Consider the following 23,754-nt stretch of genomic DNA (forward strand, 5'->3'; position numbering starts at 1 on the left):
CCACTTTTTTATGAGGGGGCCGCGCGCCCGTCTGCCGCCGGTACGGGAAAAGGGGCTGGTGGCGGGCCCCTCCGACCGGCACCCTGTCCCCATGCTGATCAGAGAAGCCACCGCCGACGACTGGGCCGCGATCTGGCCCTTCTTCCACGAGATCACCGCGGCCGGCGACACCTTCACCTTCCCCGTCGACCTCGACCGCGAGAGCGGCCGCGGCTGGTGGATGCTGAACGCCCCGAACCGCACGGTCGTGGCCGTGGACGACGACGGCACCGTCCTCGGCACGGCCAAGATGAACAACAACCAGCACGGCAACGGCGCCCACGTCGCCAGTGCCAGCTACATGGTCGACCCCGCCCACGGCGGCCGCGGCGTGGGCCGCGCCCTGGTCGAGCACACCCTCGACTGGGCCCGCGCCCAGGGCTTCCGGGGCATGCAGTTCAACGCAGTCGCCGCCACCAACACCCACGCCGTGCGGCTCTACGAACGCCTCGGCTTCGGCGTCGTCGGTACGGTCCCGGACGCCTTCCGGCACCCGGAGCACGGGTACGTCGGCCTGCACGTCATGTACCGCGCGCTGTGACCGGCTCCCGGCGGGCGCCCGGGACCGCGTCCGTACGGACCGTGCTGGACCGTGTGGTGCTGCCGGCGCTGGACGCGCTGCACGCGGACTGGGACACCGCGCGGGGCCCTGGACGCCGTACGGCACCCAGGGCCCCGCGGGGAACCGGATCAGCCCTGGTCGCGGCCGGGCTCCGACGCCGCGCGGCGGACCGGACCGGACCGGTCGCCGTCCGGGCGCTCCGCGCCGAGGCGTTCGGCCCGGCGTTCGACGGACGGGCGCGGGACGGCCTCGGGGGTGCGCTGCGCGATCGGTGACGGGCCGGTGTCGGAGGAGCGGCGGACCTCGGCGCGGATCATGGCGTTCAGGGCGACGAACGGGTCGAAGGGCATGGCTGATGTGTCCTTTGCGGTACGGAGGGGCCCCGCGCACCTCTGACGGGCGCGGGCCGGCACGGGGCGTACCGGCCACGACGAGCCGGAGCCGGTACGGGGCCCTCTCAGCAGCGCAGCACCGCCCACCGCGCCGCGTGCGGCGCGGAGCCACGGGCGGGGAAGGCGTGGGGCGGCCGGGCGGGCGAGGTGCGCGCCCTCCGCGTCGGCGGGCCGTTGCGGAGCCGCTCCCGGCCCGGGGCGGACAGGGGCTGAACCCGGCGCCCACCGCCCGGCAGCAGCCGCAGTTCGGGGTCGGCGGAACCGTCCGGGACTCCCTCGCCCTCGGCGGGCCCCGGACCCGGCAGCACGCCCGCCGACCGGGCGTCGGCCCCGGCGACCGCGCCGTCCGTGCCCGGCTCCGCGCCCACCAGCAGCGCGCACACGGCGGTGAACGCCAGCAGCGCGACGAGCACGCGCCGGAGCACCGTCCGCGAAGGGAGGGGCACGCAAGCCATGGGGCACAGGTCCCCCCGCGCGCCGCCGCGGCGGCCCCGCCGACGCCGTTTTCCCCTGATCGTAGTGCGCCGAACGGCGCAACGCCGCCCGTGCTCCGCCCCCGGCGAGGAGGGCGGCCCACGGGCGGCGCGTCCGGCAGCCCGTGCGGGGGCTGCCGGACCGGTGGCGGATCGGGCGGACGAGGGCCTCAGCACTCCTTCAGGTGGGGCGCCGGGTCGACCGGGGTGTGCACGTCGACAGCGGGCATGTTGCCCCACCGGCCGTTGTCGAGCTTGGTCCAGTACCAGATGTCGTTGCCGCCGTCGTGGCGGTCACCGCGGCCCCAGCACTGGAACCAGCTGAACGACGTGTTCATCTGCCCGCGCACCTCCGAGTTGAACGAACGGTGGGCGAACCCCCTGGCGCCCGGCCTGTTGCCGCAGTACAGCTTCCCGTCGGACCGCACCCCGCACTCGGCGGCGACGCCCTGCGGGGCGGCGACTGCCTGCGGGACGGCGGCCCCGGGGGCGCTCGCCGCGGTGAGCCCGGCGGTGAGCGCGGCGGCGGCGAGGGCGACGGCGAACTTCTTGGTGGGGTTCATGAACTGCTCCTGATTTCTCTGTCGGTGGGGGACCTGCGGGATGTCGGCAGAGCCGGCGTGCGAAGTCACGGGCAGGTCGGCACGCCGTCCAGCCAGGCCGGTCCCTTGATGTAGATGTTGGTGATCCACGACTTGTGGTCGGGCAGGTACGACCAGGCGTCGTTGGTGATGCCCTCGGCGGTCACCGGCTGGGCGCGCTTCTGGCACTGGATGCGCACCGCCGTCGGCCCGGCGAACTTGTGCACCCGCGGGCTCGTCGTGGACGGCTCGGTGTGCGTCCACACGTCCGTGCCCCAGGTGCTGTGGCGGGTGCCCTGGCCGGGAGCGGCGCTGACGCGCACCGCGCCGAAGTAGTCGCCGCCCAGCCGGACGTCACTGACCATGATCTTGGTGCCGGACTCCCTGGCCTCGACCATCTTCCCGGCGCCCAGGTAGATCGCGATGTGGTGCACCTTGCGGGCGTTGCCCCAGACGACGAGATCACCCGGCAGCAGCGGCCCGAGCCCCTGCGCGGCGGTGAAACGCGCGCTCACCCGCCCGGAGTTGTACTGGCTGTGCGCGTTGCCGTTGAGGATGTCCTGACCGGTGGCCTGCGCGTACGCCCACCGCACGAAGCCCGAGCAGTCGAACCCCTTGCGGTAGGGGTCCTGGGAGCTGTCCGGGTCGCTCGGGTCGACCTGGCCGTACGTGGGTCCGGGCTGCGGCCCGTGCCCGCCGCCCCAGGAGTACCAGACGCCGAGCTGTGTGCAGGCGGCCCGCACCGCCTTCTCGGCGGCGGCGGAGGCGCCGGAGGACAGGACGTCGCAGGCCGCCGGCGCCGGTGCCGCCGCGCTCGCCTGACCGAGCGTCAGCGGGGTCGCGGCGAGGGCGAGGGCGGTGAGGAGGGCGGCGGCGGTCCGGGTGGGATGGCGGGTGCGGTTGTGCATGGGAGGTCCCCGTTCGTCGTGGTGAGCGTGTCGCCGGAGGTGTGTCCGGCCCTTTCGAGACTGGGCGTCCGCCACTGTGACTGTCGAGACTCCTGGTGTCTCCCGACGCGAAGGGAAACGGGAAACGCCCAGGGAAACCGGGGTACGGGGACCTCGGGGCCACCAAGCCACCGGGCCGCCGAGCCGCCGGGACCACCGGGCCGCCGAGGCCGCCGGGCCGCCGAGCCCCGCCGACGACGCGTGACACGCGCTCAGTCCCGCGGGCACCCGGCCAGCTCGCACACCGCCTTCTCCCGGCGGTCCACCGAGGTGTCCCACAGCCGGACCGTGCCATCGTTGCTGCTGCTGGCGAGCAGGCCCGTGCCGCGGTCGAAGGCGATGCCCCACACCGCGCCCTGGTGACCGGCGAGGGTCGCCGTCGGCAGTCGGCGGGCGGCGTCCCACAGGCGCACCGTGCCGTCACTGCCGCTGCTCGCCAGGACGTCGCCGCCGCCGGGCGCGAAGGCCACCGCGCGCACCGCGCCGCTGTGCCCGGTGAGCGCCGCGACGGTGGCACCGCGCGCCAGGTCCCACAGCCGGACGCCGCCGTCGTTGCCGCCCGACGCCAGGGTGCGGCCGTCCCCGGCGAAGGCGAGCGCGCGCACCGACCCGGTGTGCCCGTGCAGCACCGCGCCCGGCCGCCCGTCCCGGACGCCCCACAGACGTACCGTCAGATCGTCGCCGCCACTGGCGAGAGTGCGCCCGTCGGGGGCGAAGGCCACCGCGTTGGCGAAGTCCCGGTGCCCGGTCAGCGTCGCGGCGGGCCGCAGCGTGCGGGCGTCCCAGAGCCGTACCGTGCGGTCCGCGCTCGCCGACGCCAGCCGGTGCCCGTCCGGCGACCAGGCGAGACCCAGCACCGAACCGGTGTGCCCGGTGAGGGACTTCAGCAGGCGGCGCGAGCCGATGTCCCACACCCGCACCGTGCGGTCCGCGCCCGCGGAGGCGAGCCGGCGGCCGTCCGGCGACCACACCACCTGGAACACCGACCCGGTGTGCCCGTCCAGCGACCCCCGGGGCCGGTGCGCGCGGGCGTCCCACAGCTTCACCGTGCGATCGGCGCTCGCGGCCGCCAGCCGACTCCCGTCCGGCGAGAACGCGGGCTGCCAGGACTCCGCGAACGGGCGCGTGGTCAGCGCCGCCCGCCCCAGGTCCCAGCGCACCACCGTCCCGTCGAAACCGGCCGTCGCCAGGACGGTGCCGCTCCCGACGGCGACCCCCAGCACGTAGTCGGTGTGCCCGGACAGCGTCGCCACCGTGCGTCGGCCCGCCACGTCCCACAGGCGGGCGCCGCCGTCACCGCCGGTGCTCACCACGGTGGTCCCGTCCCGGAAGTACGCCACGGAATTGACGTCGTCGCTGTGCCCCGCCAGCACCTGGAGCACCTGCCGCCGCCGTACGTCCCACAGGCGCACGGTGCGGTCCGCGCCGCCGGACGCGACCTGCCGGCCGTCCGGCGACCAGGCGACCCCCAGCACCCCGTCACCGTGTCCCGTGAGCACCGCCGCCGGCGCCCGCTGCGCCACCTCCCACAGGCGCACCGTCCGGTCCGTGCCGGCGGACACCACGCGCCGCGCGTCCGGCGACCAGGCGACGGCCATCACCGCGTCGGTGTGGCCGTGCCACGTCGTGCGCAGCGTGTGCCGCCGCGCGTCCCACAGGCGTACGGTGCGGTCCGCGCCGCCCGTCACCAGGGTGTGCCCGTCCGGGGCGAACGCCACCGCCCGCACCGCGCCGCTGTGCCCGAGCAGCGTTCCGGCCCCCTGGTGGTCCCGCACCCGCCACAGCCGGACGGTCCCGTCCACGCCCGCCGACGCGAGCACCGCGCCGTCAGGGCTGAACGCGAGCCCCAGCACCTGTCCGCCGTGCCCGGTCAGCACCGCCAGCGACCGCCGGTGCCCCGGACCGCCCCACAGCCGCACGGTGCCGTCGTTGCCGCCCGACGCCAGCGTCAGCCCGTCGGGGGCGAACGCGACCGCGTTCACCGGCCCGGTGTGCCCCCGCAGCCGCCCCGCGAAGGGCTGCGCCTGGGTGCTGAGCAGTGCGCCGCGCGCCTCCACGGTCGGCGCGGTGCGGTACGCGCGCAGGGCCAGCCGCATCGCCTCCTCGGGCCGGCCGGCGGCGAGTGTCTGGGCCCGCACCGCCATGGCCTGCGACTGGGCGGTCAGCCTCTCCCGATAGGCGCGTTCGCGCTGTTCGTACGCCACCGTGCCCGCCCCCACCGCGAGCACCAGCAGCGCCGCCAGCGTGGCCAGCAGCACCCGGCGGGTACGCACCCGCAGCGTCTCGGTGCGCTGCCTGGCCCGTTCCTCCGCCTGCCCCGCAGCAATGAACTCGGCCTCGGCGGCCCCCAGTTCGACCCGGGCGTCGCGCTGCTCGGCCCACCGGGTGAGCCGGTGCAGCCGCGAACCCCGGGGGAGGAGCGCCGGGTCGCGGCCGGCCCGCGCCCACTCGGCGGCCGAAGCGGCGAGCTGCTGGCGCAGCAGCAGGCCCGCCCGGTCGGCGTCGATCCAGTCCCGCAGCCGGGGCCAGGCCCGCAGCAGGGCCTCGTGCGTGATCTCCACGCGGTCCGCCCCGGCCGTGAGCAGCCGGGCCGCGACGAACGCGTCGAGCGCGGCCTGCGCGCCGCGCGGATCGGGCAGCCGGGCCACCAGGTGCTCCCGCCCGCTGCGCCGCCGCGACTCGCTGCCGTCGTCCCCCAGGTGCACCAGCCGCACCAGCAGCCGCCGCGCCATGTCGCGCTCGCCGGGCAACAGGGCGGTGAACACCTCCTCCGCACTGCGCGCGACGGCCCCGCGGATGCCGCCGGTCCGCTCGTACCCGGCGACGGTGAGGGTGTGCCCGGTGCGGTGCTGCCAGGTCACCCGCAGGGCGTGCGCGAGCAGCGGCAGCGCCCCGGGGGCGTCCGGCCCGCGCCCCGCGGCCGCCCCCGCCCCCAGGTCGCGCAGCAGCAACTCGACGAGCCCCGGCTCCAGGGCCAGCCCGCACCGGTCGGCGGGCAGCGTCACCGCCTCGCGCAGCTCGTCCTCGCTCATCGGCCCGAGAGCGAACAACCCGTGCGTGAACACCGGTACCAGCGCGGGCACTTCGAGGCACCGCCCGGTGAAGTCCGCCCGCAGCCCGAGCACCACGACCGCCGGCCCGCCGGGCCCGGCGAGCGCGCACAGCGCCCCGACGAAGGCCTGCCGCTCCCGCGCGTCGCCGCACAGCGTGAAGGCCTCCTCGAACTGGTCGACGAGCAGGACGAGGCGTGAGCCGCCGCCCGGGTCCCCCGCCGGGCGCAGCACCTCGGCGAGCCGCTCCGGACGTACCGCCAGCGAATCCGGTGTGACGTCGTCCGGTACGGCCTCGAAGACCTCGCCCACGCACCGCAGCAGCTCCCTCAGGGGGTGCGCCGTCGGCGTGCACAACGCCACCGGCCACGCGTGCGACCCCGGCACCGGCAGCTCCCCGCGCCGCAGCGCCGGCACCAGACCGGCCCGCAGCAGCGAGGACTTGCCCGCGCCCGACGGCGCCGCCACCACCAGCGGCCCGGTCCCGGCCCGCTCCGCCAGTCTGGCCAGCAGCGCGGCCGTGGCCCGCTGCCGTCCGAAGAACCACCGCGCGTCCGGTACGTCGAAGGAGGCGAGCCCCCGGTACGGGCACTCCCCGGCGGAGGCGTCGGCCGCCGCGCCCGCCGCGTCGGGCTCCGCCGGGGAGGTGCGCGGCGCCGGGACGTCCGGCACGAGCCGCAGCAGGGTGCCGCCCGCGCCCAGCACGTCGTCGCAGCGGCGCGCCACGTCGCAGGTCGGTGGCTTGCCCCCGGTCTCGATCTTGCTGAGGTAGCCCTTGCTGTAGTGGACCGACCGGGCCAGCGCGGAGAGCGACATCCCGCGCTCGGCCCGCAACCGCCTCAACTCGGCCCCGAACGCGCCGGATTCCTCGCGGGGGCGTGTGCCCCGTACCCCGTCCATGCCCGGCACCGTACCGCGCGGACATGGACATTTCAGCCGTCACCGGGCACATTCACCTGAACTCGCGAACGCGGCCCCGTCCCACCCGCGGCTCAGCCGCCGTCCGTCGAATCGAGGTCCAGCTCGTCGGCGTACTCCTCGCCGGTCTCGTCCCCCGCGGGCTGCGGAAGCTCCGGTTCCTCCTCGGCGAGCAGTTGGTCCAGGGACTCGCCGCGCCGGGCCTCCTCGGCGGTCGTGCCGAAGGACTCGGCGGGCGACCAGTGGTCCGGCGGCGTGATGCCGGAGTCCAGGGGGTCGTAGTCCAGCCGGTCGGTGATCAGGGTGTCCTCGGCGTCCAGCACCCCGTCGTCCTCGGGGAGGCCGCCGTCGCTGTCGTACGTGTCGCTCATGACCCCACGCTGCCGCACCCGGACGGAGCACGCATCCCGGAGGTGCGGACCGCGCGCAGGGGCACAAGAATCGAGGCAGAAGAGGCAGAAAACGGACGACACCACCGAAGGAGACGGCATGAGCGCCCAGGGCCCCGACCCGTCCGAAGTGACCCCCGACAGCCGGCTGCACAGCGGCGGCAGCGACGACGCGACCCCCGAGGACCTGGTGCTCGCGTCGGGCCGTGACCTGACCCCCGAGAACCTGGAGTGGGCGCGCCGGCGACTGGAGAAGGAGGGCCGCGCCGCCATCGAGGGCGAACTGCCCTGACCGGCCGCGATCCCGTCCGCCGCGCGATCCGTCCCGGCCCGCCGCGCGACCGGCCCTGACCTCTCCCGCGAGCCGCCCCGGCCCGCCGCGCGGGCCGTCCCGGAGTGCCGCGCGCCAGTCCCGGCCTGCCGCGTTCCGTCGCGGCGCGCCTGTGCCCCGCCCGGACACGACGACCGGGCGGGGCACACCCGCGGCGCGTACGGGCCTCAGCGCCCGGCGTACACCGCGCTGACGAACGTCACCAGCTGGTCGGCGGGCAGCGCCCGGGCGAGGTCGGCCTCGGTGACCATGCCGACGGGCGCGCCGTCCTCCAGCACCAGCAGCCGCCGGATGCGCGCGTCGCTCATGATCCGTACGGCCTCGTCGGCGTCCGCCGAGACGTCCACGGACAGGGGGGCGCCCTCGGCGAGGTCGCCCGCGGTCTTCTTCGACGGGTCGTGCCCCGCCGCGACGCACTTCACGACGATGTCGCGGTCGGTGACGATGCCGGTGAGCGTGCCGTCACCGCCCTCGACGGGAAGCGCACCGATGTGGTGCTCCCGCATGAGCTGGGCGGCCCGGTCGAGGTTCTCGGTCGCCGGGATGGTCCGGACTTCGGGGGTCATCAGGTCACGGACGGTGGTCATGGGGAGCCTCCGGATGTCGGTGGGAAGAACGCACCGTCATGCTCCGGCGGCCTCCCCGCGAAGGCGACCGCACACTGCCGTACGGGTGACGCCCGGGGGAGGGGGGCTTCGCCGACGAGGGCGGGCGGCGCGGCACGCGCGCCCCGGAGGTCCGGCGAGGGGATCGCCGTCCCGCCGGACGGATGCCGGCGGGCCACGGGCGGCCGATCATCCGCCCGTGACACCACCCCGCAGCCCGGTCCGCCCAGCTCAGCTCCCCGCAAGGGTGCTCCGCACCTCCTCCGCAACGCCGGCGACGGAGGACGCGCATGCCGTGGACCCGGCTGCTGTTCCTGCGCGGCCCACCTTCGCCGCAGTTGTGCGAAGCGGGCAACTCGCGTCGCTCGTGCGTCGTATCGTCGGCCCATGAACGGCAGTCGGCGCAGCAACGGCGTCCCGTCGCGTCCCCTCCCGCCCGGCGCGGGAATGACCACCGGGGACGTCGCCCGTCGGCTCGGCGTCGCCCCCACCACCCTGCGTTCCTGGGACCGCCGCTACGGGATCGGCCCCGCGGTCCGTGGCGACGGCAGGCACCGCCGCTGGTCCCCCGCGGACGTGGAACTGCTGGAGCGCATGTGCGCGCTGACCGCGCGCGGCGTCCCGCCGGCCGAGGCGGCCAGGCTGGCCGGGGAGAGCGCGGCCGGGCCCGCCCTCCCCCCGCCGCCCCGGCCGCCGGACCGCGGTGCGGCGGTGCCCGCCCCCCGGGACCCGGCGGACGGCGTCCCGGCCGGGACCGTGCGCGGGCTGCGCAAGGCCGCCGTGCGCCTCGACTCGCCGCTCATCGACCGGCTGCTCGCGGCGACCGTCCACGCGCACGGCCTCACCGCCTCCTGGGAGGGGGCGATGTCCCCGGCCCTGCGGGCGATCGGCCGCACCTGGGCGAGCTCGGGCGACGCGGCGGCCGAACGGTACGTGGAGGCGGAGCACCTGCTCTCCTGGCACATCTCCACCACCCTGCGGCGCAGTGCCGACATGCAGGAGACCGACGGCGACCACCCCGTCCTCCTGGCCTGCCTGCCCGGCGAGATGCACACCCTCGCCCTGGAGGCCCTCGCCGCGACCCTCGCCGAACGGGGGCTTCCGGTACGCATGTTCGGCGCGGCCGTACCGCTGCGCGCGCTCGGCGAGGCGGTGCGCCGGACGGGCCCGCGCGCCGTCGTCCTGTGGTCCCAGACCCGCCCCACCGCCGACCGGGCCGTGCTCGGCCTGATCCGCTCCACGGTGCGCGGCATCCGGGGCGCCCGCACCCACCCGGCGGTCCTCGCCGCCGGACCCGGCTGGGCGCGCACCGCCCCCAGCGAGGGCGTGCACCGGCCGCACAGCCTGGCCGAGGCGCTCGAACTGGTCGAGTCGGCCCCGTACTCCTGACGGAACCGGCGCCGCCCCCGGGCGGGCCCGGGGGCGGCCCTCCCCTTCCGGATTCCTGCAACACGTTCTACTGTGTGCGCCGCCGACGGAACCCCGTGCCACACGCCTGGAGGGCCCGTGCATCTCGCCCACACCCCCGAACAGCAGCGACTGCGCACCGAACTGCGCGCCTACTTCGCCGAGTTGGTACCCGACGAGGCCCGCGCCCGGGCCCGCCACGGCGATCCCGCCGCCCAGAAGCGGTTCTACCGCGAGACGATCCGCCGGCTCGGCGCGGACGGCTGGCTCGGCGTCGGCTGGCCGCGGGAGTACGGCGGGCGGGGCCTGACCCCGATGGAGCAGTACGTCTTCTTCGACGAGGCAGCCCAGGCGGGCGTCCCGCTGCCGCTGATGGCCCTCAACACCGTGGGGCCGACGATCATGCAGTACGGCACGGACGAGCAGAAGACGTACTTCCTGCCCGGCATCCTCGCCGGCGAACTCGACTTCGCCATCGGCTACAGCGAGCCAGACGCGGGCACCGACCTCGCGGCCCTGAAGACGCGGGCCGTCCGCGAGGGCGACCACTACGTCGTCAACGGCCAGAAGATCTGGACCACCAACGGGGACACCGCCGACTGGGTCTGGCTCGCCGTGCGCACCACCCCCCGGGAAGAAGGAGTTCCGCCGCACAAGGGCATCACCATGCTCCTGGTCCCCACCAGCGACCCCGGCTACTCCTGCACCCTCATCAACACCCTCGCCTCCCACGACACCACCGCGAGCTACTACGAGAACGTCCGCGTGCCCCTCTCCCGGCGCGTCGGCGAGGAGAACGAGGGCTGGCGGCTCATCACCAACCAGCTCAACCACGAACGCGTCACCCTCGCCGCCCACGGCACCATGGCCGTGCGCGCCCTGCACGACGTGCAGCGCTGGGCCATGGACACCCGGCTCTCCGACGGCCGCCGCGTCATCGACCTCACCTGGGTGCGCGGCCGCCTCGCCCGCACCCACACCCGGCTCGACGCGATGAAGCTCCTCAACTGGAGGATGGTCAATGCCGTCCACGACGGCACCCTCACCCCGCAGGACGCCTCCGCCGTCAAGGTGTACGGCTCCGAGGCCCGCCGGGACGCCTACGCCTGGCTCATGGAGGTCGTGGGCGCGGCCGGCCCGCTGCGGGAGGGCTCCGCCGGCGCCGTCCTGCACGGCGAGCTGGAACGCGGCTACCGCTCCGCCGTGATCTTCACCTTCGGCGGCGGCAACAACGAGATCCAGCGCGAGATCATCTCCTGGATCGGCCTGGGAATGCCGCGGGTCCGGCGTTGACGGGCGGCGACGACCGCCGCGCGCGGGCGCGCCCGCCCGCCCGGCGGCCGGTACCACCGCCCACGGCACCCGAGCCGCCGACCGGTCACATCTTGAAGGCAGTTGGCCGTCCGGGACCCGGCAGCCGCCCCGCCCCGTACAAACTGAAGCGCCAGGCGGCCATACTGGACGGGCCGGGGAGGGCGCAGCGGAACTGACGGGGGCGACAGCGGGAAATGGCGGACACCAGGCTGATCCAGGGCCGGTACCGGCTGCTCGACCTGATCGGGCGCGGGGGCATGGGCGAAGTGTGGCGTGCCCGCGACGAATCGCTCGGCCGACGGGTCGCGGTCAAGTGCCTCAAGCCCATCGGAACCCAGCACGACCAGCAGATCTCCGGGGTGCTCCGGGAACGCTTCCGGCGCGAGGCCCGGGTGGCGGCCGCGCTCCAGCACCGGGGCGTCACCGTCGTGCACGACTTCGGCGAGTACGAGGGCGTGCTGTACCTGGTGATGGAGTTGCTGGAGGGACGCAACCTCAGCCAGCTCCTGGAGGACAACAAACAGCACCCGCTGCCCGTCCACGACGTCGTCGACATCGCCGAGCAGGTCGCCTGGGCGCTGGCCTACACCCATGAACAGGGCATCGTCCACCGCGACCTGAAGCCCGCCAACATCATGCGGCTCGCCGACGGCACCGTGAAGATCTGCGACTTCGGCATAGCGCGCCTGGGCCACGACATCGGCTTCACCTCCCGCCTCACCGGCACCGGCATCGCCATGGGCACCCCGCACTACATGTCGCCCGAGCAGATCAGCGGGGTGAACGTGGACCACCGCAGTGACCTGTACTCCCTGGGCTGCGTGCTGTACGAGATCGCCACCGGCGTGCCGCCCTTCGACCTGGACGACGCCTGGGCGGTGCTCGTCGGGCACCGCGACACCGCGCCTGAACCGCCGCGCACCCACCGCGAGGAACTGCCCGAGTTCTTCGACCGGATAGTCCTGGACCTGCTGGCCAAGACCCCCGACGGGCGGCCCGCGGACGCCAAGGACCTCGGGCGGCGGCTCACCGACGGGCGGACCGGCCCGGCCGGCGTCGCCCTGCTCGGGCGCTCGGCCACCGTGCCGGCCGCGGCCCCGCCCGAGCTGCGCCCGCCCGCCGAGCAGCCCGGGCAGCGGGCCGGCCGGGCGCCCCGGCTGCCGTCCTGGACCCGGGGCATGACCACGGGGCACAAGGCCGGCGGCACCGGCACCCTCACCCCGGCCCACGGCGACCCGGCGGCCGGGCTGACGGGGGAGTGGACCAGCGGCGGCGGCCTGCGCGCGCCCGCGGCGCCCCCGGCCCGCACCGAACGGCCCACTCCGCCGCCCGAGGTCCTGGAGGTCCTCGACAACCGGCACAACGCGGGCCTGAGCCTGGGCCGCCTCGGCCGCTGGGAGGAGGCGGGCGAGGTGCACCGTTCGGTCGCCGCCGAGCGCGAGCACGCGCTGGGCCCCGACCACCCCGACACCCTGGCCAGCCACTACGAGGTCGGGTTCACCCTCAGCCGGACCGGACGGCCGGCGGACGCGCTGCGGGAGTTCACGAAGGTCACCGAGGGGCGCACGCGGACGATGGGCGCGGACCACCCGGAGACCCTCGCCGCCCGGCAGGAGACCGCGTACGTCCTGGGACAGCTGGGACGGCACTTCGACGCCCACCAGGTGTACACGGCGGTGCTCGCGGCGCGCGAGCGGACGATGGGCCCCGACCACGTCGACACCTTGCGGTGCCGGCACAACCTGGCCTTCAACCTGAGCCGTCTGGGCCGGCTGGAGGACTCCTACCGGATGGCCCGGGACGTCGCGTCCGCGCGGGCGCGGGTGCTCGGCGCGACCCATCCGGACACCCTGGTGACGCGGTACGAGGTGGCGTACGCGCTCGGGCAGCTCGGCCGGTGGACCGAGGCGCTGCAGACGTACCGGGAGGTGGCCGCCGCGCGGGCGCAGGCCCTGGGGGCCGACCACCCGGACACGCTGTCGGCGCGGTACGAGGTCGGCATCTGCCTGGGCCGGCTGGGGCGCAGCGCGGAGGCGCTGGAGCTGTACCGGGACCTGGTGGACGACCGGACGCGCACCGGCGGCCCGGCCGACGCGGAGACCCTGCGGGCCCGGCACGGGCTCGGGGTCAACCTGGGACGCCTGGCGCGCTGGGAGGAGGCCCTCGCCGAGGCGCGGGACGTGTGCGCGGTACGGGAGCGGGTGCTCGGGCCCGACCACCCGGACACGCTGGTCTCGCGGCGTGAGGTGGCCGTGGGGCTGGGGTGGCTGGGGAGGTGGGCGGACGCGCTGGCGGTGTACCGCGAGGTGGCGCGGTCGCGGGAGCGGGTGCTGGGGGCGGACCACCCGGACGCGCTGGCGAGCCGGAACGACGAGGCGCAGTGTCTGGAGCAGCTCGGGCGGGGGGCGGAGGCGGCGGAGATCTACCGCCGGGTGGCGGCGCTGCGGAGGGGGCGGGGGTAGCTTCCGGGCGGTGCGCCCCGTGGCCGCGGTGCGGGCCGGGGGCGCTGCCCCCTTCCGGGGTGCTACCAGGTCGGGGTGGGGACCACCGTCAGGAGGGCGGAGACGGCCACGACGCCCACCAGCATCACGACCTCCGCGCGGGCCGCCTTCGCCGCGCCGTCCGGGTCCACCCGGCGGTGGGCCGACTGCTTGCGGTGCAGACGGGAGCGGGCGACCAGGGCCAGCACGCTGACGACCGCGAAGAGGACCAGCTTGACCAGCAGGGTGCGGCCGTAGGCCGTGATGAGGATGTTCTCCAGGGGGAGCCGGCGCAAGGTGCTGAAGGTGCCCGTCACCGCCAGGGCCACGTAGAGGTAGGCCGCCAGGTGCGCGTAGCGGGCCAGCAGGCGGCGGCCCGCGCCCGGTTCGGCGTCCGGGCGGGAGCGCCACTGGTGCATCGCGCGCAGCGCGTAGACCAGCCCGCCGGTCCACAGGGCCGAGGCCGTCAGGTGGATCGTGGTGAGGAGGACGCCGATCTCGGGGGTGTCCTGCTCGGGGTGGGCCCGTACCGCCTCGGAGAGGATCACCGCCGCCAGCGGCAGGAGCGCCCAGACCGGCTTCTTGAGGAGCCAGGCGCAGGCGGCCGCCGCCAGGAACGCGTTCGCCTGGAGCAGCAGCATGCCGCCCGGCTCGGTCGCGTACGTCTCCGTGAAGGTCAGCCCGCTGTAGTCGGCCATCTGGACGATCTGGCCGAACGAGGCCGCCGCCCCGGCCAGTGACAGCGTGACCCCCCGCATGGGCGGCCGGGCCTGCGGGGCGCCGGCGACCGTGCGCGCCATCCGGTGGCCGACGACCTCGCCGACGTGGAGGAAGAGGACGGCCAGGAACACCGAGCGCAGCAGCGTCGTGGTCCCGGCGCCGGGTATGTGCAGTTCGCCCGTGTCGCGCGACACGATGCCCATGCCCAGCAGGGCGACGACCACGAGCACCGCGACGGCCGCCGCCGGGGTGGTGAACGTCCGTGCCCGCCGCCGCCAGTCCTCGCGCGCGGGCAGCGGCGCGCTCAGCGGTGTGCTGAGGGGTGCGCCGGGGGGCGCACTCAGGGATGCGTCCGGACGTCGGTCGTCGTGGGTCGGGGTGGGAGGCTCCGGATAGGTCACCTCCTGATTTTCCCTATACGGACGAGGTGGCACAAAGCGACCCCCCTCGCGGTCGTCCCCGCCCGGTCTGTACTCCTGCCGCTCCACGGCCATCTGTGTCACCGCCCCCTGTCGTACCTGTGACGTACGGCATAGGGTCCGGCCATGCCGATGCCCTCGCCGATCCGTTCCTCGTACGACGTCGTGATCGTCGGTGGCGGCCACAACGGTCTCGTCGCCGCCGCCTACCTCGCCCGCGCCGGTCGCTCGGTGCTCCTGCTGGAGCGCCTCGATGCCACCGGCGGCGCCGCCGTGTCCGCCCGGCCGTTCGCCGGCACGGACGCGCGGCTCTCGCGCTACTCGTATCTCGTGTCTCTCCTCCCCGCAGCCATTGTGCGCGACCTCGGACTCCCGTTCGGCGTCCGGAAGCGGACAATCTCCTCGTACACCCCCAAGGGGGACGGCGGTCTGCTGGTCGGCGGTTCCGGTACGCGGGCCTCCTTCGCGGAACTGACCGGGGGAGACGCCGAGTTCCGTGCCTGGGAGGAGTTCTACGGGCGGCTGCGCCGGGTCGCCGGGCGGGTCTTCCCGACCTTCACCGAGCCGCTGCCCACCCGCGACGAACTGCGCCGCCGGGTGGACGACCCGGTGGCCTGGCGGATGCTCTTCGAGGAACCGATCGGTGTCGCCGTCGAGTCGGCCTTCGCCCACGACCTGGTGCGGGGAGTGGTGCTCACCGACGCGCTGATCGGCACGTTCGCCGACGCGCACGAACCCTCACTGGTCCAGAACCGCTGCTTCCTCTACCACGTCGTCGGCGGCGGGACCGGCGACTGGGACGTGCCCGTCGGCGGCATGGGCGCCCTCACCGACGCCCTCGCCCACGCCGCGCGGGCGGCCGGCGCCACCCTCCGCACCGGGCACGACGTGACCCGGATCGAGACCGACGGCGTCCGTGCCGAGGTCGCGTACCGGACGGGCGAGGGGGCGGGCGGAAGCGTCGGCGCCGGTCACGTGCTGGTCAACGCGGCGCCGCGCCACCTCGGCGCGCTGCTCGGTGAGGGCGGGGGCGAGGGCGAGGGCGGCTCGTCCTTCGCTCCGCCTCCCGAGGGGGCCCAGTTCAAGGTCAACATGCTGCTGAAGCGGCTGCCGAGGCTCCGGGACCCCGCCGTCGACCCGCGCGACGCGTTCTCCGGGACCTTCCACGTGGGGGAGGGGTACGAGGAGCTGCGCGCGGCGTACGCGCAGGCGGCGGACGGGCGGCTGCCGAGCGCGCCGCCGTCGGAGATCTACTGCCACTCGCTGACCGACCCCTCCGTCCTCGGCCCGGACCTGGTGGCGAGCGGGCACCACACCCTCACCCTGTTCGGTCTGCACACCCCGGCCCGTCTCTTCGCGGCCGACAACGACGCCGCCCGCGCCGCACTCCTGCGCACCACCCTCGCCCGGCTCGACGAGCACCTCGCCGAACCGATCGCCGACTGCCTGGCCACGGACGCGAACGGCGACCCCTGCGTCGAGGCCAGGACCCCCCTCGACCTGGAACGCGACCTGCGCATGCCGGGCGGGCACATCTTCCACGGCGACCTCACCTTCCCGTACGCGGCCGGCCCCGGCGACCGCTGGGGGGTGGCCACCGCGCACCCCAACGTCCTGCTCTGCGGGGCCGGTGCCGTGCGGGGCGGAGGCGTCAGCGGAATCGGCGGGCACAACGCGGCGATGGCGGTGCTGGGGCGGTAGCACGGGTTCCGGGCCGCGTGCGGGGCCGCGGACGGGGTCGTGCGGCGGGAGCCGCCGTGCTGCTCCCGCTCCGGTTCAGTCCCGGGACGCCGTCCAGCCCCGCGCCACGACGCGGGCGGCGTCCCGGGGCCGGGCCTCGTCGAACACCGTCCGGCGCCCGTCCTCGACCCGCAGCCCGTCGACGTACACCCCGCGCCCGACGTAACGCACCTCGGTCGTGTACCGCCAGCGCAGCACGAGGTCCTTCCCCTCGTACGCGGCGAGGTCCGCGCCCGCGCGGTGCCAGACCCGGCCGGACCACCCCGTCACCGTGCCCCCGGGGCGCGGACGCGGCCGTTCCCCCGGGCGCACGGTCGTGAACGGCACCGGCTGCCAGGTCGCCCCCGCGTCCGCCGACGCCTCCAGCGTGAGCGTGTCGGCGGTGGGCTCGGTGTCCCACCACAGGTCGCAGCGGAACAGCCCCCGCGCGGTGCCCAGCCGCAGCGCGGGCAGGGCGAGCGTGGCCGTCGTCGCGGAGGCCATGCCGGAGAACCAGGCGGTACGGCCGCGCTCCGGACGCACCGCGACCGCGCGGGCCAGCGCGTCCGCGGTCGCCACCCGGGGCGCCGAACCGGAGCGCCAACTGCGCACCGGGTGGACGGAGTTGCCGAGCAGGACGAGGAAGGAGTCGGTGGTCGGGTCGAGGACGAGGCTGGTACCGGTGAAACCCGTGTGGCCCGCGGTGCGCGGGGTGGCCATCGCGCCCATGTACCAGTGCTGGTGGAGCTCGAAGCCGAGGCCGTGCTCGTCGCCGGGGAAGGCGGTGTTGAAGTCCGTGAACATCAGGTCCACGGACGCCGGCTCCAGGACGCGGGCGCGGCCGTAGGCGCCGCCGTTGAGGAGGGTGCGGGCGAGGATCGCGAGGTCCCAGGCCGTGGAGAAGACCCCGGCGTGGCCCGCGACCCCGCCGAAGCCGTACGCGTTCTCGTCGTGCACCTCGCCCCACACCAGCCCCCGGTCGAGCCCCGACCACGGCTTGCGGGCGTCCTCGGTGGCGGCGATCTTCGGTTTCCAGGAGGGCGGCGGGTTGAAACGCGTGCGGCGCATCCCGAGCGGAGCAGTGATCTCGTCGTGGAGCAGGGCGTCCAGGGGGCGAGCGGTGATCTTCTCCAGGACGAGCTGGAGCGAGATCAGGTTGAGGTCCGAGTAGAGGTACGCGGTCCCCGGCGGGCTCGCCGGGACCTCGTTCCACAGCATCCTCAGCTTCCCCTCGCGAGACGGCTGCGCGTACAGCGGAAGCCACGCCCGGAACCCCGAGGTGTGCGTGAGCAGGTGCCGTACGGTGATGTCCGCCTTGCCCGCCGCGCCGAACTCCGGCAGGTACGCGGCGACCCTGCCCTCCAGCTCCAGCGCGCCCCGCTCGATCTGCTGCACCGCCAGCATCGAGGTGAACAGCTTGGACACCGAGGCCAGGTCGAAGACGGTGTCCCGGGCCATCGCGATCTGCCGTTCCGGCGGGAACTCCACCGCCGTGTCCGTCTTCTCGTCGTACGCCGCGTAGCGCACCGCCATGCCGACCGGCTCGTGCAGCGCGACCGTGCCGCCGCGCCCGGCCAGCACCACCGCGCCCGCGTACCACGGGTGCCGGGGGGAGGGGCCCAGGAACCGCTCGGTCTCGGCGAGCACCCGGTCCAGGTGCGCGGGCAGCAGCCCGGCGCGCGCGGCCGACCCGTACCGCAGGGTCGGCCGGGGCCGACCGCCGGGGCCGCCCCGCGCGCCGTCCGCCGCCCGGGCGGCGGAAATCGGGCCCAGCATCAGCGCACCTCCCAGTGCCAGGGCCCCGCCCCCGAAGTGCCTTCGCCCCATGCCCCGGCGACCGCTTCCGTGACCGTCACCCCTGTGCGCACCATCCTCAGTCATGGCCACCAGCAGGCCAAAGCGCACCGCCCGTGTCAACGGTCCCGGCCGTCCACGCATATCTGACGCAGCATCAGGAAAACTCTTCCGCTCTGCGCCCTCCTGCGGCATCCTGCCGCCCATGAAGACGGAGCTGAGCCAGAAACTGGGAGTCGAGCACGCCATCTTCGGCTTCACGCCGTTCCCCGCGGTGGCGGCGGCCCTCACCCGGGCGGGCGGATTCGGCGTGCTGGGCGCGGTCCGCTACACCGCCCCCGACGACCTCGCCCGCGACCTCGACTGGCTGGACGCCCACACCGGGGGCAAGCCCTACGGACTGGACGTCGTCATGCCCGCCAGGAAGGTCGAGGGCGTCACCGAGGCCGAGGTCGAGGCCATGATCCCCGAAGGGCACCGGGCGTACGCGCGCAAGATCCTCGCCCGGCACGGCGTGCCCGAACTCGCCGACGGCGAGGCGTCCGGCTGGCGCATCACGGGCTGGATGGAACAGGTCGCCCGCGGCCAGCTCGACGTCGCCTTCGACCACCCGATCAAGCTCCTCGCCAACGCCCTCGGCTCCCCGCCCGCCGACGTCGTCGCCCGCGCCCACTCCCACGGCATCCCGGTCGCCGCCCTCGCCGGAAGCCCCCAGCACGCCCGGCGGCACGCGGAGGCGGGCATCGACGTCGTCGTCGCGCAGGGGTACGAGGCGGGCGGCCACACCGGTGAGATCGCCACCATGGTCCTGGTCCCCGAAGTCGTCGACGCGGTGGGGGAGCTGCCCGTGCTCGCGGCCGGCGGGATCGGCACCGGCGAGCAGCTCGCCGCGGCCTTCGCGCTCGGCGCGCAGGGCGCCTGGCTCGGCTCCCTCTGGCTCACCACCGAGGAGGCCGACCTGCACTCCCGTGCGCTCACCGCCAAACTCCTCGCCGCGGGCTGCGGCGACACGGTCCGCTCCCGCGCCCTCACCGGCAAGCCCGCACGCCAGTTGCGCACCGGGTGGACCGACGCCTGGGACGACCCCGACGGGCCCGGCACGCTGCCCATGCCGCTCCAGGGCCTGCTGGTCGCCGAGGCCAACTCCCGCATCCAGAAGTACGAAGTGGGACCGCTGCTGGGCACCCCGGTCGGGCAGATCGTCGGCCGGATGAACTCCGAACGCAGCGTCCAGGCCGTCTTCGACGACCTCACCCGGGGCTTCGAGAAGGCCATGGCCCGCCTCAACCGCATCGCAGGCACCGCATCGCCGCGAGGACCGCAAGGAGCTGAGCGCGCATGACCGCAGCCGCCGCCGACACGGCGCGTCCCCCGAACGGCTTCTGGGCGCAGGCGGCCGCCGACCCCGGCCGCACCGTCCTCACCGCCCCCGACGGAACGCGCTGGACGGCCGCCGAACTCCACGCCGCCGCCAACCAGTTGGTGCACGGCCTGCGCCGGGCGGGCCTGTCGCGGGGCGACGCCTTCGCCGTCGTCCTGCCCAACGGCGTGGAGTTCCTGACCGCCTATCTGGCCGCCTCGCAGGCGGGCTTCTACCTCGTCCCCGTCAACCACCACCTGACGGGCCCGGAGATCGCCTGGATCGTCGCGGACTCCGCCGCGAAGGTCCTGATCGCCCACGAGCGCTTCGCCCCCGCGGCGACGGCCGCCGCCGACGAGGCGGACCTTCCCGCCACCCACCGGTACGTCGTCGGAGCGGCCCCCGGCTTCCGGCCGTACCCCGAGCTCCTGCACGGGCAGCCGACGTCGCCGCCGCCCGGCCGCACGCTCGGCTGGGTCATGAACTACACGTCCGGCACGACCGGCCGCCCGCGCGGCATCCGCCGCCCGCTGCCGGGAAAGCTCCCCGAGGAGTCCCACCTGGGCGGCTTCCTCGGCATCTTCGGCATCAAGCCCTTCGACGGGAACGTCCACCTGGTCTGCTCGCCGCTCTACCACACGGCGGTCCTCCAGTTCGCGGGCGCGGCCCTGCACATCGGCCACCCCCTGGTCCTCATGGACAAGTGGACCCCCCGGGAGATGCTCCGCCTGATCGACACCCACCGCTGCACCCACACCCACATGGTCCCCACCCAGTTCCACCGGCTGCTCGCCCTCCCCGAGGAGACCCGGCGCGCGTACGACGTCTCCTCGCTGCGGCACGCGATCCACGGGGCCGCGCCCTGCCCGGACCACGTCAAGCGCGCCATGATCGACTGGTGGGGCAACTGCGTCGAGGAGTACTACGCGGCGAGCGAGGGCGGCGGGGCGTTCGCCACGGCGCAGGACTGGCTGAAGAAGCCAGGGACGGTGGGCCGGGCCTGGCCGATCAGCGAACTGGCCGTCTTCGACGACGACGGGAAGCGGCTGCCGCCGGGGGAGCTCGGCACGGTCTACATGAAGATGAACACGGGCGGCTTCAGCTACCACAAGGACGAGACGAAGACCCGCGAGAACCGCATCGGCGACTTCTTCACGGTCGGCGACCTGGGAGTGCTGGACGAGGACGGCTACCTCTTCCTCCGCGACCGCAAGACAGACATGATCATCTCGGGCGGGGTGAACATCTACCCCGCCGAGATCGAGGCGGTCCTGCTCTCCCACCCCGGGGTGGCGGACGCGGCGGTCTTCGGCATCCCGCACGGCGACTGGGGCGAGGAGGTCAAGGCGGTCGTGGAGCCGGCCGAGGCCCCGTCGCAGGCGCTGGCCGCCGCGATCCTCGACCACTGCGCGGGCCGCCTGGCGGCGTTCAAACACCCGAAGTCCCTGGACTTCGTCGCCTCGATGCCCCGCGACCCCAACGGCAAGCTCTACAAGCGCCGTCTGCGGGAGCCGTACTGGCAGGACGAGGACCGGACGCCCTAGGCACGGGCCGATCGAGCCGCACGGGCCGTCATCCGCCCGGTCGCACGAGAAAGGGCCACGTCCCGGCGGAAAGGGGAGAATCCGCCGGGTCGTGGCCCTCAGATCACCGCGGTGCGCTGGGACGCGGCGACCCTGTCAATGACGCCCGGAGAGCGTCACCGCTTGAACGCGTCCTTGGCCTTTTCGAACGACTCCCGTCCGTCGCCCTTGGCCCGCTGTGCGCGGCCTTCGGCGGTGAGCCGCTCATTGCCCACGAGGCGTCCCGCGGTTTCCTTCACGGCGCCCTGGACCTGGTCGGACTTGGCCTTGGTCTTCTTCTGCGCGGTCATGGCGTGCGCGCTCCCTTGCGTCTTGAGGCGTTTCCCTGACAGAAGATCGCCTGCCCCCGCATTCCGCCCGGAAACCCCCTCATCCCGATACGGCGACCCGGCCCGCCCACAGTTCCCCGACCCGCGCCGCCGAGGTGCCGATCCCGCTGGGCCCCGCCCAGGCGGGCCCGGCCGGCGGCAGGGTCGGCGCGTTGTGCCGTACGAGGTCCTCCTCCCGGTAGCGCGCACACCCCTCGTGCCAGGTCAGAATTCCCGAGAGCCAGTTCTTCAGCTCCTCCGCGTAATGCATCAGCACTCCGCGCGCCGCCGCGTCCAGCTCGTATTCCTCGCACAGCGCGGGGATCTCCCCGCTCAGCACGTGCTGGAATTCCGTCATGCGCGCCTTCATCAAATCGACGACGACGTCCCGCGCCTGTTCGACCCCGCACTGCAGGAAGTGCTGGACGACCAGCACCCCGTTGTGCATTTCCCCTTCGAATTCGATCTCCTTCTGATAGGAGAAGAGGTCGTTCAGCAGGCACGCGTAATCCATTGCCGCGCGTTCCATGGTCAGGAACGGCCGCGAGCGGTAGATCTCGGGGGGCAGCGTGTTTCCGTGGGAGAGCCGCGACAGGCTCATCGTCAGATCGGAGCCGAAGGTGAAGCGGCGCATCTCGAAGTAGTCGACCGGGTCCGGCACCCGGTCCTGCGCCTGGTTGGCCAGCTCCCACAGCCAGCTCGCCGTCATGTCCTCGACGGCCTTGCGGAACCGCCGCCGGGCGTCCCCCGCCATCGGCCCCGCGGTCCGCCGCCACAGGTCGTCCAGGCTCCGCTCCAGCGGCGTCACCGGCGTCGGCACCGGCTCGCCGTCCACCGGCATGAACAGCGAGAGCCGGTCGTTGGCCGCCTTCGCCCCGGCGAGGTCCAGTGTCCGCCCGTACAGCACGGGGAACAGGTCGTCCCCGTACGTGCCCCAGGCCAGCCAGCCCGAGGTGAGGTCCAGTTCGGCGAGCGTGGCGTCCGGGTGGATGCCGGCCGAGCACAGCGGCAGGTCGTACGCCCGGATCTTCGCCTCGTTCCAGACGCCCGACCCCGGCAGGCCCGGCACCTCGTCCAGGATGCCCATGGCCGCGGCCCAGACGACGACGTTCTCCCGGGACGCCTCCAGGTACGGGCTCAGCCGGGTCCGGTACGGCATGCCCAGGTCCGGGATCTCCAGGTGGCCCACCTTCTCGAACCGGTGCACGGCCACGTTCCTCAGCCGGGCCGGAACGCCCACCGCGAGCGACGCCAGCAGTTGCGAGGCCGCCGTCCCGAGACCCTGGGGGCCGCCCGGCGTGTACGCCTGCGCGCCGCCCCCGCCGTTCATGTACCGGCTGGAGCGCAGGTGCCACTCGTGGCCGCCCGCCTGCCAGTCCTGGAGCCCCTTGACGTACGCGAGGACGTCGAGCCGCTCCGCGGGGCCGATGCCGAACTCGGCGAAGAGCGGCTCCAGTTCGGTGAGGACGGTCGTCTCGAACTGCTGGAGGCGCGAGGTCAGCAGGTCGTTGACGTGGTCCGCCGCCTGCTGCGTGGGGCAGTCCAGGAAGGTCTCCATGACCAGCACCCCGTTGGACAGCTCGCCCTCGTCGAGGATCTCCCGCTCGTAGCTGAACAGGTCGTTGCGCAGGTGCACCCCGTCGGAGAACGCGTCCCGCAGCACGCACATCGGCCGCGAGGCCGCGATCGCGTCCGGGACCTCCGCGTTCGCCACGTACTCCACCAGGCCCGCCGACCACGGCGCGCCGCCCACCTTGCGGCGCATCTCGATGTACTCGATGGGGTTGGAGATCCGCCCCTCGCTGATGTTCATCAGCTCCCACATCGACTCTTCCAGGAGGTGCTCGGTGGCGACGGCGAACCGCCTCCGCCACGCCTGCGACATCGAAGGGCAGGTCCGCCGCCACAGGTCGGCGAGCCCCGCCTCCACCGCGTTCGTCGGCTCCGGCGGCTCCACGCCCGCGTCCACCGGCATGAACATCGGCAGCCGGTCCAGGTACGCCTTCGCCCCCCGCATGTCGGGGCTGCGCTTGTACAGCTCCACGAAGTGGTCGTCGAAGAAGAACACCCACACGTACCAGTCGGTGACCAGCGCCAACTGCTCGGCCGTGCAGTCGGGATGGGTGTACGCGCACAGCAGCGCGTAGTCGTGGCTGTCGAAGTCGTGCTCGTCCCAGATGTCCGAGCCCTCGATCATCACCATCTCCCGCGCCCACGCCTTGGAGTGCGTGCGCGCGTGCTCCAGGTGCGGATTGAGCCGGGCCGGATACGGCATGTAGAACTCGGGCAGCGTGAAGGGCTGGGGCATGGTTCGGGTGATCGCCTTCCGTACGACAACGGACCGCTTCACGCTAGGCAGGTCG

General features: G+C 74.5%; 19 protein-coding genes. 8 read left to right on the forward strand and 11 right to left on the reverse strand.

Annotation, left to right across the window (positions count from 1 at the left end):
* Positions 1 to 91 precede the first annotated feature (91 nt).
* A complete protein-coding gene (locus ACZ56L_RS32235) occupies positions 92 to 580 on the forward strand; it encodes a GNAT family N-acetyltransferase (RefSeq protein WP_401763149.1) in 489 nt (162 codons plus the stop codon).
* Between the two features lie 149 nt (positions 581 to 729).
* Here the strand turns inward: ACZ56L_RS32235 and ACZ56L_RS32240 are convergent, their stop codons facing one another.
* The 6 genes from ACZ56L_RS32240 to ACZ56L_RS32265 all read right to left on the reverse strand — a co-directional run bounded on the left by ACZ56L_RS32240 (position 730) and on the right by ACZ56L_RS32265 (position 7,333).
* Positions 730 to 951 (reverse strand): hypothetical protein, encoded by a 222-nt coding sequence (locus tag ACZ56L_RS32240; RefSeq protein ID WP_468690624.1) that lies wholly within the window; start codon positions 949 to 951, stop codon positions 730 to 732.
* Between the two features lie 107 nt (positions 952 to 1,058).
* Complete coding sequence (locus ACZ56L_RS32245) at positions 1,059 to 1,439, reverse strand: hypothetical protein (RefSeq protein WP_468690622.1); 381 nt, start codon at positions 1,437 to 1,439, stop codon at positions 1,059 to 1,061.
* A 197-nt stretch (positions 1,440 to 1,636) separates the two neighbouring features.
* A complete protein-coding gene (locus ACZ56L_RS32250) occupies positions 1,637 to 2,029 on the reverse strand; it encodes a hypothetical protein (protein WP_471068173.1) in 393 nt (130 codons plus the stop codon).
* 65 nt (positions 2,030 to 2,094) lie between these two features.
* Positions 2,095 to 2,955 (reverse strand): C40 family peptidase, encoded by an 861-nt coding sequence (locus ACZ56L_RS32255; protein ID WP_401763140.1) that lies wholly within the window; start codon positions 2,953 to 2,955, stop codon positions 2,095 to 2,097.
* A 251-nt stretch (positions 2,956 to 3,206) separates the two neighbouring features.
* Complete coding sequence (locus tag ACZ56L_RS32260; RefSeq protein ID WP_471068176.1) at positions 3,207 to 6,944, reverse strand: nSTAND1 domain-containing NTPase; 3,738 nt, start codon at positions 6,942 to 6,944, stop codon at positions 3,207 to 3,209.
* 92 nt (positions 6,945 to 7,036) lie between these two features.
* Positions 7,037 to 7,333: a hypothetical protein gene (locus tag ACZ56L_RS32265; protein ID WP_468690616.1), complete on the reverse strand. Its 297-nt coding sequence runs from the start codon at positions 7,331 to 7,333 to the stop codon at positions 7,037 to 7,039.
* Between the two features lie 118 nt (positions 7,334 to 7,451).
* On the opposite strand from ACZ56L_RS32265, the gene ACZ56L_RS32270 reads away from it, so the two are divergent.
* A complete protein-coding gene (locus ACZ56L_RS32270; protein ID WP_345225640.1) occupies positions 7,452 to 7,643 on the forward strand; it encodes a hypothetical protein in 192 nt (63 codons plus the stop codon).
* A gap of 206 nt (positions 7,644 to 7,849) precedes the next feature.
* Here ACZ56L_RS32270 and ACZ56L_RS32275 read toward each other — a convergent pair whose 3' ends face one another.
* Entirely contained in the window at positions 7,850 to 8,269 is a 420-nt protein-coding gene (locus ACZ56L_RS32275) for a CBS domain-containing protein (protein WP_345225642.1), read from the reverse strand.
* A gap of 405 nt (positions 8,270 to 8,674) precedes the next feature.
* Here ACZ56L_RS32275 and ACZ56L_RS32280 point away from each other — a divergent pair, with 405 nt between their 5' ends.
* The 3 genes from ACZ56L_RS32280 (at position 8,675) to ACZ56L_RS32290 (ending at position 13,470) form a co-directional block, all read left to right on the forward strand.
* Complete coding sequence (locus tag ACZ56L_RS32280) at positions 8,675 to 9,676, forward strand: MerR family transcriptional regulator (RefSeq protein ID WP_471068181.1); 1,002 nt, start codon at positions 8,675 to 8,677, stop codon at positions 9,674 to 9,676.
* A gap of 117 nt (positions 9,677 to 9,793) precedes the next feature.
* The gene (locus ACZ56L_RS32285; protein ID WP_401763131.1) at positions 9,794 to 10,987 is read left to right on the forward strand and encodes an acyl-CoA dehydrogenase family protein; all 1,194 of its coding nucleotides are present in this window, start codon (positions 9,794 to 9,796) and stop codon (positions 10,985 to 10,987) included.
* Between the two features lie 215 nt (positions 10,988 to 11,202).
* A complete protein-coding gene (locus ACZ56L_RS32290; RefSeq protein WP_471068185.1) occupies positions 11,203 to 13,470 on the forward strand; it encodes a serine/threonine-protein kinase in 2,268 nt (755 codons plus the stop codon).
* A 62-nt stretch (positions 13,471 to 13,532) separates the two neighbouring features.
* Here the strand turns inward: ACZ56L_RS32290 and ACZ56L_RS32295 are convergent, their stop codons facing one another.
* Positions 13,533 to 14,609, reverse strand: coding sequence for a copper resistance D family protein (locus ACZ56L_RS32295; RefSeq protein WP_471068188.1), 1,077 nt, complete (start codon positions 14,607 to 14,609; stop codon positions 13,533 to 13,535).
* A 144-nt stretch (positions 14,610 to 14,753) separates the two neighbouring features.
* Here ACZ56L_RS32295 and ACZ56L_RS32300 point away from each other — a divergent pair, with 144 nt between their 5' ends.
* Positions 14,754 to 16,328 carry a phytoene desaturase family protein gene (locus ACZ56L_RS32300; protein WP_471068192.1) on the forward strand — a complete coding sequence of 525 codons (1,575 nt, stop codon included), beginning with the start codon at positions 14,754 to 14,756 and terminating at the stop codon, positions 16,326 to 16,328.
* Positions 16,329 to 16,403: 75 nt separating this feature from the next.
* Here the strand turns inward: ACZ56L_RS32300 and ACZ56L_RS32305 are convergent, their stop codons facing one another.
* Positions 16,404 to 18,227, reverse strand: coding sequence for a serine hydrolase domain-containing protein (locus ACZ56L_RS32305; protein ID WP_471068195.1), 1,824 nt, complete (start codon positions 18,225 to 18,227; stop codon positions 16,404 to 16,406).
* 118 nt (positions 18,228 to 18,345) lie between these two features.
* Between ACZ56L_RS32305 and ACZ56L_RS32310 the strand changes: the two genes are divergently transcribed.
* Together ACZ56L_RS32310 and ACZ56L_RS32315 are read left to right on the forward strand one after the other, a co-directional pair.
* Complete coding sequence (locus ACZ56L_RS32310; protein WP_468690599.1) at positions 18,346 to 19,482, forward strand: NAD(P)H-dependent flavin oxidoreductase; 1,137 nt, start codon at positions 18,346 to 18,348, stop codon at positions 19,480 to 19,482.
* A complete protein-coding gene (locus tag ACZ56L_RS32315) occupies positions 19,479 to 21,044 on the forward strand; it encodes an acyl-CoA synthetase (RefSeq protein ID WP_471068198.1) in 1,566 nt (521 codons plus the stop codon). Before ACZ56L_RS32310 ends, ACZ56L_RS32315 begins: the two co-directional genes overlap by 4 nt.
* 155 nt (positions 21,045 to 21,199) lie before the next feature.
* On the opposite strand, the gene ACZ56L_RS32320 is transcribed toward ACZ56L_RS32315, so the two are convergent.
* The gene (locus ACZ56L_RS32320) at positions 21,200 to 21,373 is read right to left on the reverse strand and encodes a CsbD family protein (RefSeq protein ID WP_471068201.1); all 174 of its coding nucleotides are present in this window, start codon (positions 21,371 to 21,373) and stop codon (positions 21,200 to 21,202) included.
* 79 nt (positions 21,374 to 21,452) lie between these two features.
* Positions 21,453 to 23,699 carry a terpene synthase family protein gene (locus ACZ56L_RS32325; RefSeq protein WP_471068204.1) on the reverse strand — a complete coding sequence of 749 codons (2,247 nt, stop codon included), beginning with the start codon at positions 23,697 to 23,699 and terminating at the stop codon, positions 21,453 to 21,455.
* Positions 23,700 to 23,754: the final 55 nt, after the last annotated feature.

It is taken from the genome of Streptomyces sp. NPDC039736, assembly GCF_055596485.1.

Bases quoted from the DNA above. Each gene is read 5' to 3' on its own strand.
- ACZ56L_RS32235 (WP_401763149.1), top strand. From the start codon at position 92: ATGCTGATCAGAGAAGCCACCGCCGACGACTGGGCCGCGATCTGGCCC.
- ACZ56L_RS32240 (WP_468690624.1), bottom strand. From the start codon at position 951: ATGCCCTTCGACCCGTTCGTCGCCCTGAACGCCATGATCCGCGCCGAG.
- ACZ56L_RS32250 (WP_471068173.1), bottom strand. From the start codon at position 2,029: ATGAACCCCACCAAGAAGTTCGCCGTCGCCCTCGCCGCCGCCGCGCTC.
- ACZ56L_RS32255 (WP_401763140.1), bottom strand. From the start codon at position 2,955: ATGCACAACCGCACCCGCCATCCCACCCGGACCGCCGCCGCCCTCCTC.
- ACZ56L_RS32260 (WP_471068176.1), bottom strand. From the start codon at position 6,944: ATGGACGGGGTACGGGGCACACGCCCCCGCGAGGAATCCGGCGCGTTC.
- ACZ56L_RS32265 (WP_468690616.1), bottom strand. From the start codon at position 7,333: ATGAGCGACACGTACGACAGCGACGGCGGCCTCCCCGAGGACGACGGG.
- ACZ56L_RS32270 (WP_345225640.1), top strand. From the start codon at position 7,452: ATGAGCGCCCAGGGCCCCGACCCGTCCGAAGTGACCCCCGACAGCCGG.
- ACZ56L_RS32275 (WP_345225642.1), bottom strand. From the start codon at position 8,269: ATGACCACCGTCCGTGACCTGATGACCCCCGAAGTCCGGACCATCCCG.
- ACZ56L_RS32280 (WP_471068181.1), top strand. From the start codon at position 8,675: ATGAACGGCAGTCGGCGCAGCAACGGCGTCCCGTCGCGTCCCCTCCCG.
- ACZ56L_RS32290 (WP_471068185.1), top strand. From the start codon at position 11,203: ATGGCGGACACCAGGCTGATCCAGGGCCGGTACCGGCTGCTCGACCTG.
- ACZ56L_RS32300 (WP_471068192.1), top strand. From the start codon at position 14,754: ATGCCGATGCCCTCGCCGATCCGTTCCTCGTACGACGTCGTGATCGTC.
- ACZ56L_RS32305 (WP_471068195.1), bottom strand. From the start codon at position 18,227: ATGACTGAGGATGGTGCGCACAGGGGTGACGGTCACGGAAGCGGTCGC.
- ACZ56L_RS32310 (WP_468690599.1), top strand. From the start codon at position 18,346: ATGAAGACGGAGCTGAGCCAGAAACTGGGAGTCGAGCACGCCATCTTC.
- ACZ56L_RS32315 (WP_471068198.1), top strand. From the start codon at position 19,479: ATGACCGCAGCCGCCGCCGACACGGCGCGTCCCCCGAACGGCTTCTGG.
- ACZ56L_RS32320 (WP_471068201.1), bottom strand. From the start codon at position 21,373: ATGACCGCGCAGAAGAAGACCAAGGCCAAGTCCGACCAGGTCCAGGGC.
- ACZ56L_RS32325 (WP_471068204.1), bottom strand. From the start codon at position 23,699: ATGCCCCAGCCCTTCACGCTGCCCGAGTTCTACATGCCGTATCCGGCC.